The 12,478-nt window shown below is 43.2% G+C and carries 12 protein-coding genes; 5 read left to right on the top strand and 7 right to left on the bottom strand.

The genetic code is table 11. The annotated features are described in order from the left end of the window. The first annotated feature begins 59 nt into the window (after positions 1-59). The 4 genes from L4C44_RS17370 (at position 60) to L4C44_RS17355 (ending at position 4,661) form a co-directional block, all read left to right on the top strand. Complete coding sequence (locus L4C44_RS17370; protein WP_428805474.1) at positions 60-1,367, top strand: TolC family outer membrane protein; 1,308 nt, start codon at positions 60-62, stop codon at positions 1,365-1,367. Next, entirely contained in the window at positions 1,367-1,984 is a 618-nt protein-coding gene (locus L4C44_RS17365) for an OmpA family protein (RefSeq protein ID WP_428805473.1), read from the top strand. The genes L4C44_RS17370 and L4C44_RS17365 overlap by 1 nt, the downstream gene beginning before the upstream one ends. Positions 1,985-2,120: 136 nt before the next feature. Next, complete coding sequence (locus L4C44_RS17360; protein WP_017062305.1) at positions 2,121-2,471, top strand: DUF2750 domain-containing protein; 351 nt, start codon at positions 2,121-2,123, stop codon at positions 2,469-2,471. A 162-nt stretch (positions 2,472-2,633) separates the two neighbouring features. Continuing rightward, a complete protein-coding gene (locus L4C44_RS17355) occupies positions 2,634-4,661 on the top strand; it encodes a diguanylate cyclase (protein WP_428805472.1) in 2,028 nt (675 codons plus the stop codon). Here the strand turns inward: L4C44_RS17355 and queC are convergent. Together queC and queE are read right to left on the bottom strand one after the other, a co-directional pair. Then, positions 4,621-5,316 (bottom strand): 7-cyano-7-deazaguanine synthase QueC, encoded by a 696-nt coding sequence (queC, locus tag L4C44_RS17350; protein ID WP_146489990.1) that lies wholly within the window; start codon positions 5,314-5,316, stop codon positions 4,621-4,623. The genes L4C44_RS17355 and queC overlap by 41 nt on opposite strands. A 58-nt stretch (positions 5,317-5,374) precedes the next feature. After that, positions 5,375-6,043, bottom strand: coding sequence for a 7-carboxy-7-deazaguanine synthase QueE (queE, locus tag L4C44_RS17345; protein WP_353057840.1), 669 nt, complete (start codon positions 6,041-6,043; stop codon positions 5,375-5,377). Between the two features lie 185 nt (positions 6,044-6,228). Between queE and L4C44_RS17340 the strand changes: the two genes are divergently transcribed. Continuing rightward, positions 6,229-7,038 carry a Cof-type HAD-IIB family hydrolase gene (locus L4C44_RS17340; protein WP_146489988.1) on the top strand — a complete coding sequence of 270 codons (810 nt, stop codon included), beginning with the start codon at positions 6,229-6,231 and terminating at the stop codon, positions 7,036-7,038. A gap of 100 nt (positions 7,039-7,138) precedes the next feature. On the opposite strand, the gene L4C44_RS17335 is transcribed toward L4C44_RS17340, so the two are convergent. The 5 genes from L4C44_RS17335 to L4C44_RS17315 form a co-directional block, all read right to left on the bottom strand. Beyond that, positions 7,139-8,551 (bottom strand): bifunctional NUDIX hydrolase/phosphatase PAP2 family protein, encoded by a 1,413-nt coding sequence (locus L4C44_RS17335; RefSeq protein WP_428805471.1) that lies wholly within the window; start codon positions 8,549-8,551, stop codon positions 7,139-7,141. An 85-nt stretch (positions 8,552-8,636) separates the two neighbouring features. After that, the gene (locus L4C44_RS17330) at positions 8,637-9,116 is read right to left on the bottom strand and encodes a GNAT family N-acetyltransferase (RefSeq protein WP_146489986.1); all 480 of its coding nucleotides are present in this window, start codon (positions 9,114-9,116) and stop codon (positions 8,637-8,639) included. A gap of 191 nt (positions 9,117-9,307) precedes the next feature. Further along, entirely contained in the window at positions 9,308-9,709 is a 402-nt protein-coding gene (locus L4C44_RS17325) for a YMGG-like glycine zipper-containing protein (protein WP_136974306.1), read from the bottom strand. A 231-nt stretch (positions 9,710-9,940) separates the two neighbouring features. Continuing rightward, a complete protein-coding gene (locus L4C44_RS17320) occupies positions 9,941-10,387 on the bottom strand; it encodes a hypothetical protein (protein ID WP_146489984.1) in 447 nt (148 codons plus the stop codon). A gap of 147 nt (positions 10,388-10,534) precedes the next feature. Then, on the bottom strand, positions 10,535-12,439 hold the full coding sequence (locus tag L4C44_RS17315) for a propionyl-CoA synthetase (protein ID WP_428805470.1): 1,905 nt from the start codon (positions 12,437-12,439) through the stop codon (positions 10,535-10,537). Positions 12,440-12,478 lie beyond the last annotated feature (39 nt).

The raw sequence follows: 12,478 nt of genomic DNA, 5'->3' as shown, positions 1-12,478 counted from the left end.
TTGTATATAACAACATAAATTCACGACTTAGATGCCAGCTGATTTTAGGGAGATGCAAATTGAATAGGCTTCAAATAACAACATTAGGGTTCGCTATAAGTATTAGCTTACCGACGACAGCACAAACCTTAGAGCAAGCCGTTGCGTTTACTTTAGAAAGTAACCCTGAAATCAAAAGTGCTTATAATGAATATGTCAGTAAGCGATATATTAATGATGCTTCTGGTGGTGCTTACCGTCCGAGTATAGACTTAGATGGTGGGATTGGTTATGAACATACTGATCTTGTAACCAACCAAGACACTACCGATCTGACTAGAAAAGAAGCAACGATCACGTTGACCCAGTTGATATGGGATGGTGCTAATACATCCAATGATATCGACCGTACCGCGGCTGATGCAGAGTCTGTGCGCTATCAATTACTGTCTAATGCGCAGGATATCGCATTAGAAGTGACTAAAGTTTACCTCGATGCGGTAAAAGCCTATGAAGTGCTTTCACTCTCTGAAAACAACCTCGCAACACACAAAAAAATATACAGCGATATTCGCAAACGCGTCGAATCAGGTATTGGTTCAACCGCAGATATGTCACAAGTTGAAGCTCGTATTGCGAAAGCGCACGGGAACTTGCTTGCTGCTCAAAACAACCTTTTTGACACTCACACTCAATTCAAAAGGCTTGTGGGTCAATCTCCGTTAGGGTTAACCTTCCCTCGCGCAGATGCAGGCGCTATCCCTTACACGGTTGATGGCGCATTAGTAAAAGCGTTTAATCAGCACCCAGTAATTAAGATTGCACAAGCCGATGTAGACTCAGCGAAATTTCAATACAAGCAATCTAAGAGCACCAACTACCCAACGGTTTCTTTTGAAGCCGCTCAAACCTGGCGCGATGATGCCGGTGGAACTCCAGGCAGCAGTGACGAGTTTTCTGCGATGGTTCGCTTAAGATACAACCTTTACAACGGCGGTTCAGACCAAGACCGTGCAGAAAGTGCCGCTTATCAACTAAACAAAGCCAAAGACCTCCGCGAGAGTACTTACCGTAATGTAGAAGAGAGCTTACGTCTTTCATGGAGCGCACTTGATTTAACCGTTCAACAGAAAGAGTTTTTATCTGACCACGTAGACTCGGCATCAGACACCGTTATCTCTTATGAGAAACAATACCGTATCGGTAAACGTACCCTTCTCGATTTGCTTAACACCGAGAACGAACTATTCGAAGCCCGTAAGGGCTATCTGGATGCTAAATACGACGAACAATACGCAAAATACAGAGTGATGAACGCAACAGGAAACCTGTTGACCGGACTACGCGTTGAAACCCCTCAAGAATGGAATAAAAAGGTAGAATACTAATGAAGCTGATAAAGACTGTATTTCCGCTTTGTATCATGGTTGTCTCTGCCAATGTTTTAGCTGAAACAAGCGATGAAGAATTTGAATATCGAGCTCTTCCTGAAATCACACAAATTTATGATCTCGAAGATGATGATAATGATGGAGTAATCAATGCTAGAGATCTGTGTGCTGATACTCAAATTGGCGCAGAGATAGATAACAACGGTTGTGGTTCATATTTCGAATCTTCAGAAAAGAAAGAGCTCCATATACTCTTTGCTAATAACTCTACGGAAATAAACCCTGTCTTTCTAGGGCAGATACGCCAGATGGCTGCTTTCTTGAAGCGTTACGAGAGTACGAGTATTGAATTGCAAGGTTATGCTAGCAAAGTGGGCAATTCCGAACACAATTTAAAGCTCTCAAAAGAGCGCGCGTTACATGTAAGGCGTGCACTGATAAGCAATGGTATTCAACCATCTAGAGTTAATATAGTAGGTCATGGCGACTCTGAATTCAGCAGTGATGACACAGAAATCAATCACGCACTACATCGAAAAGTTGTCGCTTCGGTTGTTGGGTTTAAGGGCAATATCAAAGAAGAGTGGCATATCTTCACCAAAATAAAGAAGTAGGATCTACCCTTCTTCCACCATACTGAAACCTTATCTTAAGTTAGCGTTTCAGTATGGTGATAATTCCTTGAATAGCATATACCTAAGCCGTCTATAATGTTAATCTTGCCCCGTTATCAACATAGAGAATTAATCCATGAGCAAACTAACAGCTGATACTCAAGCAAATCTAGAACTTTTCGTTTCTGAAACACAGGAAACTAAACTGGTATGGGGCCTTCGCAACGAAGAAGGTTGGCTAGCATGTGACTCAAGTGAATTCGAAAATAGCGAAGTGATGCCTTTCTGGTCTTCAAAAGAAGATGCTCAGACTCACAATGTTGAAGAGTGGGCTGACTTCGAAGTATTAGAAATTCCACTAGATATCTTTGTAGAAGATTGGTTACTGACTCTTGCTGAAGACGGCGTTCTTGTTGGTACTAACTGGAATGCAACATTAGAAGGCAAAGAACTTGAGCCTTCTGACCTAGCGAAATTATACATCTAATTTCCGATATCGGTCGCGCGAATCGTGCGACCGATATACCTCTGATTAGTATCAATAAATTAGAGACCTACCTCGCATAACCTCGTAGCCGCACCATTCAAAATTTGAAGCAACATCAAACTAATAATAGAATATCGTTCTTTATCTGATTGATCGTCTCTTGTGAATCACTTCGTTTTTGTTACCTTTCTACTATTCATTAGCTTTTGTTCTTATAGCCAAGTATCAACATCAGATCGTGACAACAATTCACCAGTCTATACCTCCAATTTAAGCCCTACTCCAAATGCTGATTGGAACGCACTTTATCTCTCTACTTTAAATCACTCTCCTGAACGCGCATTAAACATGCTGCAAACACGCTACATCGGGTCAACGGTTTACGGAGATAAGCTTTACCTTGCGTCTCTTCTGTATCAATACATGAGCCACCGAGATCAGCCGTTCTACGGGATCGCTTCAAACGACAGCTACTACCAAGCGATAGAAACAGCATTTATTTCTGCTCTGATTAAAGATGGCCAAGGCCAATATGAGGAAGCACAACAAGGCTTTCTTACACTATTGGCAAAAATGCAATCACACAGTGATTTAACTGGAAAAGCTCTATTAAAATACCAGATGTGCCGTTCGCTTAATGAGCAAGCTAAATACCATCAAGCGAACTATTATTGCTCTGCACTTAAGTCGGACTTACACAACATCGCTGACCCAGTATTACCAAAGTTTGCGACTTATCGAGTCATCGCCAACAATCACCATTTCCGCAGTGACTATCAATCTGCTCTAGATACCTACCTATCGCTGATAAACGTATTCCCACAAGGACACGATATTTCGGGGATCTATAACGATGTAGGAAACTTGCTCAAGGAATTAAAGCAATATGAGAAGTCGACAGAGTACCTAAAAGAAGCACTCATACTCAGAGCTGACGCTTCTGATTTAATGAAAGCACAAGTACATCACAGCCTTGCGGATCTCTACCTCAACCAAAAGCAAAGTGACCTAGCAATTAACCACTTTCAGCAAGCAAAAACACTGTTAACTACATCATCTCATAGCTACGGTATCGCACTAATAAGTCTTGGCTTAGGAAAAGCCTACACTCAAATTAAAGACTATGATTTGGCGAGAGGTTACTTAGTCAACGCTCTGTCGGCTTCGAATGAATTAAGTAACAACGTCATTCGTATTAACGCTTACTTGGCGATCAGCGATATGTTCGAAGATCAAAAGCTGACAACAGAGGCGCTCAATTATGCTCAGCAAGCTTTAAAAGTATCCGAGCAAGTCACAAGACACAAGTACATCGCTCAATCACTTCTGCAGCTTTCGGACATACATCAATCACTCGGCGATTACCAACAAGCTTTCTATTTATACCAGCGATACTCATCAATACAAATGGAAGCTAGAGACATCGATAATCGACTTGCACTCGAAGCGCTCGGCCTAACGCACGCCAAATATGAACAAGAACTAGAAAGCTCTTTCCTGACACATCAGGCGAAACTCGATCGTGTTCAAATTGAAAAAATGGAACATCAAAGATGGATGTACAACATCGTTGTTATTCTATTGCTTTGCGCTGCAAGCTTTACGGTATTGGTCAACAAAACGGTTCGCGCAAAAGCAGCAATTGATGGCTTGACGAAAGCATACGGTCGAACCGAGATAATTCGAAGAATCAAAAGAGTAAAACGCTGTAAAGAGACGGACAAACAGCATGTGCTCGTGCTGCTCGATCTAGATAAGTTTAAGAAGATTAATGATGAGCATGGGCACCCTACTGGTGATCGAGCCCTGCTCCATATTAGTGAGAAAATTAGAAAACACTTAGTGAATGGTGAATTGTTTGGTCGCTTAGGGGGCGAAGAGTTCGTCATCATGCTAACCGATACCAAACCTGCAGAGGTGCGAGAACGCGTTGAAGAGTTGCACTACGCTATATCCAGCACCGTCTTCTTCTCAGAAAGCAAAAAGCCACTTAATGTAACCGCAAGCTTTGCTTATCTAGCAACCTCAAACGCATTAAGTGACTTTGATGACTTGTATTCAGTGCTTGACCAAGCGCTCTATCAAGCCAAAAGCAACGGTCGAAACTGTATTATTGATGCATATAACGAACCGATTGATTTACCTGAGATTATTTATTCTCCGTCTGTTTGCGAACCAATTCAGCCATAATGCTTTCGCGATCACCTAGATAATCGTTAAGGCCAACTTTACGCAGTTCACATGCCGGGCAATCGCCACAGCCATCACCAACAATGCCGTTGTAACAAGTCAGTGTTTTGTTTCTAACAAGCTCAAGTGCTGAGTACTGGTCTGCTAGCGCCCATGTCTCAGCCTTGTTTAGCCACATTAGCGGTGTTTTGATATCAAGCTGCTTATCCATACCTTGCACAAGCGCAGAGTTCATCGCCTTCACAAAATCATTGCGGCAGTCAGGGTAACCAGAAAAGTCTGTTTCACACACACCTGTAATCACTGTTTCAGCACCGATTTGGTAAGCGTAAATACCCGCCAAAGTTAAAAACAGAATATTACGACCAGGAACAAAAGAGTTTGGTAGTCCATTCTCTTGCAGCTCATGAGACACAGGAATATCGTCGCGAGTCAGAGAGCTAATAGCCAGTTCATTCAATAAAGTCACATCCATTACTTTGTGTGCTTTCACACCAAGCTCTTTCGACAATGACTCAGCGACTTCAATCTCGAGTCTATGACGCTGACCATAATCAAATGTAATCGCATGAACTTCATCATACTCTTTTAATGCTTGAACAAGACACGTTGTTGAGTCTTGACCCCCACTGAATACTACCACTGCTTTTTTCATCTTAAATCCTTACGAGAACCTTCTACTAGCGACTTATCTTACCCAGTAAAAATACAACCTATGCGATGCTCAAATATTTGTGAGTTTGTATTGATAAGCGCCAATTGCGCTCAATGCAGATATCAATACAAAGCTGAGTTGCGCGGTCTTTTTGGCTGATTGGCTGCAGAGCGATAACAGTGTCGCTAGGAACCGCAGCTCGCTCCAATAAACCGTCAAGTTGTTCGATGTCTTTGTTTGTACCTACTGGATGCTTAATTTCATTAGCACGTTGTAAGGCGCTATCTAAGATTTCCAGTTTCGCTTTCATTGCCACTTTAGGTGACACCGTAACCCAAGTGTCATGTGTGGCTTTTACTTCTGATGTTCCGCTAGTCTCAATCTGACAGCGACAACCGTGCTGCTCAAATGCTTCAGTAAGAGGAACAAGATCATAAATGCACGGCTCACCACCTGTAATCACAATGTGCTTCGCAGTGTAACCTTGCTTGATATATTCATTCACGATTCCTTGAGCATCGATTGCTGACCAAGTAGGCGAGTCCTCTGTCTTAACCATGATATCGCCAAGGCTAGTCTCGTCTTCTGGTAAAGCGTCCCAGGTCTGTTTGGTGTCACACCAAGAACAGCCTACTGGACAAACTTGTAGACGAACAAAAACAGCGGGAACGCCAGTAAACACGCCCTCACCCTGAATGGTTTCAAACATTTCATTAATCTTGTACAACTTTCCCTCAGCTCAATCATTGGATGAAATTAATCAACCGCAGACCTTAAAGCACTTCCCCCTTTTGGTCAAACAAATGAGTACTGATAAATGAGTTGATCAAAGCCCTAGCCTGAAGTTTCAAGTTCCCTTATCCTTTCGCCCATTAGATTTCGTTAGCTTTTAATTTTTTAGTAAGGAACAACATGTACAAACTGATTGCTCTTGATATGGATGGCACATTACTCAATAGTGAAAAAGTGATTTCTCAAGAGAACAAAGACGCGATCGCCAAAGCACGAGCTGCGGGTGTGAAAGTGGTTCTAGCTTCTGGTCGCCCTTTAGAAGGCATGCAAAGCAAATTAGATGAGCTATCAATTAACGGCGAAGATGACTTCGTACTCTTCTACAACGGCTCGATGGTTCAGAACGTATCGACAAAAGAGATCATTCACAGTGAGATCAGCAATGGTAAAGCCGCAAAAGATATCGCTACCCTCGCTGCACAGCTTGGTGGTTATGTTCATGCTTTCAGTAAGGTTTACGGCTTAATCACACCTGAGAACAATGAATACACTGGTATTGAAGCGCGTATTAACGGCTTAGATATAACTGAGTTCGATTTTTCACAGCTAGAAGATAACCACGAAATCATCAAAACTATGATTGTCGCTGAACCAAGCAAGCTGACTGAAATCATCGGCAAGTTGCCACAAGAGCTTAAGTCTCAGTTTACTATCGTGCAAAGTGCACCATTTTTCTTAGAGTTCCTAAATCCAAATTCAAATAAGGGTGTCGGTATTGAAGCAATAGCGAAACACTTAGGCATTAAAGCGGAAGAAGTAATCTGCATGGGTGACGCTGAAAACGATCACCATATGCTTGAATACGCAGGCCTTGGCATTGCAATGGACAACGCAATGGAAGAAACCAAGAAATTGGCGAATCACATCACTGCGAGCAACGACGACCATGGTGTAGCGGTCGCGATTGAGAAGTTTATCTTCAACTCATAAACGCTCACCAGGCTCTAGTGAGAATGACTTCTTGCTTGTTGCAAAAATAACAAAGGCTGCGCACTGCACAGCCTTCTTTTATTTAACAAGTATCGTTCGACTATTTTCTTGCCCAAGGCAGACGAAATGCCACCACACCAAACAGAATCAAGATTGGGAAACGTAACGTTTCAATAATAAATGAAGCAATACCACTGAAAGAGACAAAGCTTCCTGCCCAGCTAATCAGCAGATTTCCCGCTAACAGCATCGCCATCACTCCAACCACGATCTTGAATGAAAACTGACCGACCAAAGGTTTCGAGTCTGTTAACGTCACTAGACATGCAATCGTCATCAAAATGGCCACCCAGAATGAAAATGTAGGCAGTGGCCATATCACCGTGAGAACAATCGACAGTAAGCATAATGCCCACCAGACACCTTTAGAGCTCAATAAGGCACTAATATCCACATCAGGTTTTGCATCTAATCTGACTATGTGCCACGTCGTTAATGCACCTAATACGCCCCCCATTAAGACATCACTAATGAACGCACTGCCTGAATAAGACTTAAACAGCATGATCCAAAGTACGCCAGCAAGCACAATCAATATAGATTTTTGTTCCAAGAGACACTTTAGTTTCCAAAAAACTAACAAGGTTAAGCTCACCCATAAGGCAGCCAACAGACTCGGAAAACTATAGCCACTACTCATTACCAGCTTCAGTGTTGGCAGGTAGGCATGCGGGCGTGGAAAACCAAAACCTTGATGCGCAATCAAAGTTAGCAGTGTCACCGAAATCAAAGTGAAGCCAAACTTCAACGCGAAGTTACGACCAAAATGCCACGCAATTAGCGGCAATATCACGATGAAAACCCATGGCTTCGCTAACAAGTCAGTCAAAAGAACAGTATTCCCAAACACGCTTGGCATCTTATTGAACGCGTTTTGAAGCGACACAATCCAACTTAATTCAACTTGATGAACTTTCGGTGCCGCGCCCACCAGCTCAGTCACATACGTTACCGGTTGATCTGTTGCGGATAAAAACAGCTCGTTAATCTCTGGCCACTGTTCTGGATAGCGGTATTGGTGATCTTGCAATTCAGTAGGAGGAAGTAACATCGCTCGGCTGACTTCCACACCATAATGAGGGGCAAACCAAATCGGCAACTCAAAGCCACCTAACTCATTTCGAGCTTTGTAGCTGATCACTTCAGAGTCAGAGATACAATCAAACACAACGGCGCTGTCGGTATACCCCAGCACATCGCCAACCGTTACAGACAGCCCTGCCTCTTCCCAAGTCTCACGTTGCGCCGCGACCGATGGCGGCTCACCCGAAACAACAGTTCCTCCCGGTAGAGACAATTGACCTGTGATCAACTCATCAACCAACACGATTTGGTTATCAGCACGTACTACACACAAAGCGCCCGCAATATGGTCGGGCAAAGTGTTGTTAGCCCAAGCGGAAGTAGTACTCAAAAGAGACAGTATGAAAACTAATAAATATCGAATAACCAACGAGTTTACCTAAAAAATAATAGAAGAAATTTGAGACTGCTAATGCATCACGCCTAGTGTAATCAAAGCCGCACAAAATCGCTGTCTACGTTTTGCGCAAAGCCTTCCTCATCCATTGAATGTGAGGTGTGAACCCCATTTTTTGATAGAAGTCCTTGGCAGGTGAATTAAAGTCCCAAACCTCTACAAAGACTTGTTCAACCCCATAATCATCAAAAGTACTTTCAACTTTGTTAAACAGCTTTTCAGCAATTGATTCTTTTCGATAATCAGGCAAGACAAACAGCTCATCAACACTCCCCATCGGCACTGGTTTACTCACCGTTGAGATAAGCTCACAAAAATGCCCAGAGATAAAGCCAACAATGAGCTCACCCTTTAATGCCACATAAACCAAACATTCAGGATCATCCAAGTATCGTGCAATGCTTTTTTCCTGCTCAATCTCTTCTGCCGTTTTAAAGTGTTCCGGGCTAGCAAGGTGGTGGTGATGATGGAGATCGAACATTAACTCGTTAAGTTGTTCCAAATCCGCGTGCTTTGCGGCCCTTAAGGTGACATTCATGACTATTGCGCTTCTCAAACCAAATTAATATCTAAACTGAGTCTAGTTTACTTGGCGTGAGTATCTATACAAGTTATTGAATTAATTCATTGTTTAATGTGTGTGTTTTAGATACAAAAACGGCCACATTACGTGGCCATTCTGTTTGAATAATTTTGAATTAAACGAATATCGAAGCTGTAGCTTTAACTTTATGCACCGTTATCTTCTTTCTCTTCTTTGAGATCTGCAAGCTGTTGTTCTAGTTCAATAAGCTTAATTTCCGCCTCTACTTCAGCAACTCGTTTTTCTGCATCGGTGCGATTGTCTTGCGCTAGACCATCAGCAGTAACTTGGGTTCGTTGTGCGTTTCTTGCATCGTCCGTATCTTTCATTGAACCCGCAACGCCACCGGTCACACCACCTAATGCAGCGCCCTTCACCGCTAAACTCGCATCTCCAGTTAAAGCTCCTGCTGTTGCTCCTAATAAAGCACCACCTACAGCACCACGATTACGTGCAGCATTCTCATTTTCGTTATCCATTGCTGGTGATGCGCAACCAGAAAGAGTCACAATCAGTGTCGTTAAAAGAAAAGGTTTAGTGAATTTCATAGGAATCTCGCTTAGTTCTTCATTTGGAGTAAAGCTATCTTAAGCAGAACCGTTAATGGGATAAATAAAGCCACGTTTAGACGATACATCATGTTCAACTATGTATTATTCAGCTACTGCTTAATGATATATATCTTTAAGATCACTTTATCCTCACCAACAGAAAAGGCGACCAATAAGGTCGCCTCAATCGCTCTTTTCTCTATAATTCTTGCCTTTCAGATATCGATCTTAGTCCTTGGACCAAAAGTTCTGCATATCCGCCGCACTAGGTGGCGGTCTTACACCGCAGTCTCGGTAGTGGTGTTTATCACCGATCCCCAGTATCTTGCCAGTTTCGTCATCAATCATAGCAGCCACTTTAATCCCATCTCCCACATGGCGAGTCAACACAACAATTTCACCGGCCCTTTCAGACCTTACCGCACCTAAGATTTGATATTCGTAGCGGCCTTTCCTTGAATTGACGATCATCTTCGAATTAATAGGGTCGGCTTCATACCCCACACCGATATCAAAAACCGCTTGATAGAGAGCTACGCCAGTCTTGGATACACATTTAAATACCTTAGGATGACTCAAAGGCTCTAACAACGCTCTACTCGCTTGATCCTTTGAAGTACTAGCACTAGCAGCACCACTAACCAGTAAAGCAATCAACAAAAAGTAAGCTCGCATAAAAAGACCTCAATATGTGGGAATCATAATGAGGTCATAGTAAACGCAATGGATAAGCGGATGAATAAAGTAGAGTTTAGGTAAACCATCACGCTGGCTTATGTATTAATATACGAGCCGACGATCAAATTACCAAAACAACTAAGCCTATTTACCGAGCTTTTCAGCAATTTCCGTTAAACTGGTAGGGTCATCAATCGTCGAAGGCACCACATATTGTTCACCTTCTGCGATCTGTCGGATGGTTCTACGTAAAATCTTACCTGAGCGTGTCTTAGGCAACCTCTCGACCACCAAGGCTTGCTTAAAACAGGCTACCGCACCAATCTCATTTCGAACCTTTCCAATCAACTCCTCTTGTAACTCTATACCATCGACTTTTACACCATCTTTCAGCACAACTAAACCCAGCGGTAACTGCCCTTTTAAGTCATCGTGAATACCGACAACGGCACATTCAGCAATCGCTGGGTGACCACCCACGATCTCTTCCATTTCACCAGTAGACAATCGATGTCCTGCGACATTAATCACATCATCAATACGACCCATGATAAATAGATACCCATCTTCATCGAGATAACCGCCATCACCCGAAACGTAATAACCCGGGAATTGGCTCAGATAGCCAGATTCAAATCGATCATGATTACGCCAAACTGTTGGCAGACAACCGGGTGGCAATGGGCGTTTAAGAGCCACAAATCCTTGTTGATTAGGCTGAGCTATTTCACCGAGTTCATTGAGAATCTCCACTTGGTAACCCGGAACAGGTTTAGTGGAAGAACCCGCTTTCACTGGCAAAGATTCAAGCCCTGTTGGATTGGCAGAAATAGCCCAACCCGTTTCGGTTTGCCACCAGTGGTCGATAACCGGTTTATTGGTATGAGACTCGACCCAATCCAATGTTGGCGGGTCTAAACGCTCGCCAGCCATGAAAATCGACTTGAGTGATGATAGGTCATACTTGGTAAGTAACTCGCCTTTGGGATCTTCTTTCTTAATGGCTCTAAATGCCGTTGGAGCAGAAAACAGCACATCGACGTTGTATTCTTCACACACTCGCCAGAATGCGCCGGGATCTGGCGTTCGTACTGGCTTGCCTTCAAACAAAATGGTCGTACAACCATGAATCAATGGTGCATAAACAATATAGGAATGCCCGACCACCCAACCGACATCAGAAGCTGCCCAAAACACGCCATCTTGTGGCATATCGTAGATAGTACTCATCGAGTATTTCATGGCGACCGCATGACCACCATTGTCACGCACCACACCTTTTGGCTTACCCGTAGTGCCTGACGTGTAAAGAATATACAAAGGATCGGTTGCCAAAACAGGAAAGCAGCTGTGTGGCAATGCATCGTTAACCGCTTGCTGCCAAAGTACGTCGCGTTCATTGCTCAATTCAGCTAAAGACTGCTCTCTTTGGAATACCACCACTTTTTCAGGCTTCCAATGACTGTCCATGATCGCTCTATCGACCATGGGCTTATATGGCAAGACTTTATTTATCTCGACACCGCAGGAGGCAGTAATCAACACCTTCGGCTCGGCATCTTCGATACGTACGGCAAGCTCATGAGGAGCAAAACCTCCAAACACCACCGAATGCACCGCACCTAGTCGTGCACAGGCCAGCATTGCCATCGCCGCTTCAGGAATCATTGGCATGTAGATAACAACACGATCGCCTTTAGTAACGCCTTGCATAGCTAACATACCAGCGACTTTTGCCACTTGGTCACGCAATTGATGATAAGTGTACGAGGATTGATTTCCTGTAACTGGAGAATCGTAAATCAGTGCGGTATTGTCACCTCGCCCATTTTCACAATGATAATCAAGTGCCAACCAACAAGTGTTCATCACCCCATCAGGAAACCAACGTTCAATACCGTTTTCGTCAGTTTGTAATATCGTTCTGGGTGACTCAAACCAATCAATGGCTTGTGATTGTGTTTCCCAGAACGAATTGGGGTCTTCCCTCGCCCATTGATACTCGGTGATATAGTCTGTTTTTCTATTCATTCGATTTGTAGCAGACATAGTGCCTCCTCCATGATTTATCCATTGTTTCAAGCGCCT

Origin of the sequence: Vibrio satsumensis, from assembly GCF_050337435.1 — a bacterium.
Lineage (GTDB): Bacteria > Pseudomonadota > Gammaproteobacteria > Enterobacterales > Vibrionaceae > Vibrio > Vibrio satsumensis.
Note: the sequence above shows the minus strand (reverse complement) of the source record. Positions and strands in the feature narration are given on the sequence as shown.

Coding starts and splice junctions, on each gene's coding strand:
- queC (WP_146489990.1), bottom strand. CDS start 5,316: ATGAAAAAAGCAGTGGTAGTATTCAGTGGGGGTCAAGACTCAACAACG.
- L4C44_RS17315 (WP_428805470.1), bottom strand. CDS start 12,439: ATGTCTGCTACAAATCGAATGAATAGAAAAACAGACTATATCACCGAG.
- L4C44_RS17365 (WP_428805473.1), top strand. CDS start 1,367: ATGAAGCTGATAAAGACTGTATTTCCGCTTTGTATCATGGTTGTCTCT.
- L4C44_RS17330 (WP_146489986.1), bottom strand. CDS start 9,116: ATGAATGTCACCTTAAGGGCCGCAAAGCACGCGGATTTGGAACAACTT.
- L4C44_RS17360 (WP_017062305.1), top strand. CDS start 2,121: ATGAGCAAACTAACAGCTGATACTCAAGCAAATCTAGAACTTTTCGTT.
- L4C44_RS17325 (WP_136974306.1), bottom strand. CDS start 9,709: ATGAAATTCACTAAACCTTTTCTTTTAACGACACTGATTGTGACTCTT.
- L4C44_RS17340 (WP_146489988.1), top strand. CDS start 6,229: ATGTACAAACTGATTGCTCTTGATATGGATGGCACATTACTCAATAGT.
- L4C44_RS17320 (WP_146489984.1), bottom strand. CDS start 10,387: ATGCGAGCTTACTTTTTGTTGATTGCTTTACTGGTTAGTGGTGCTGCT.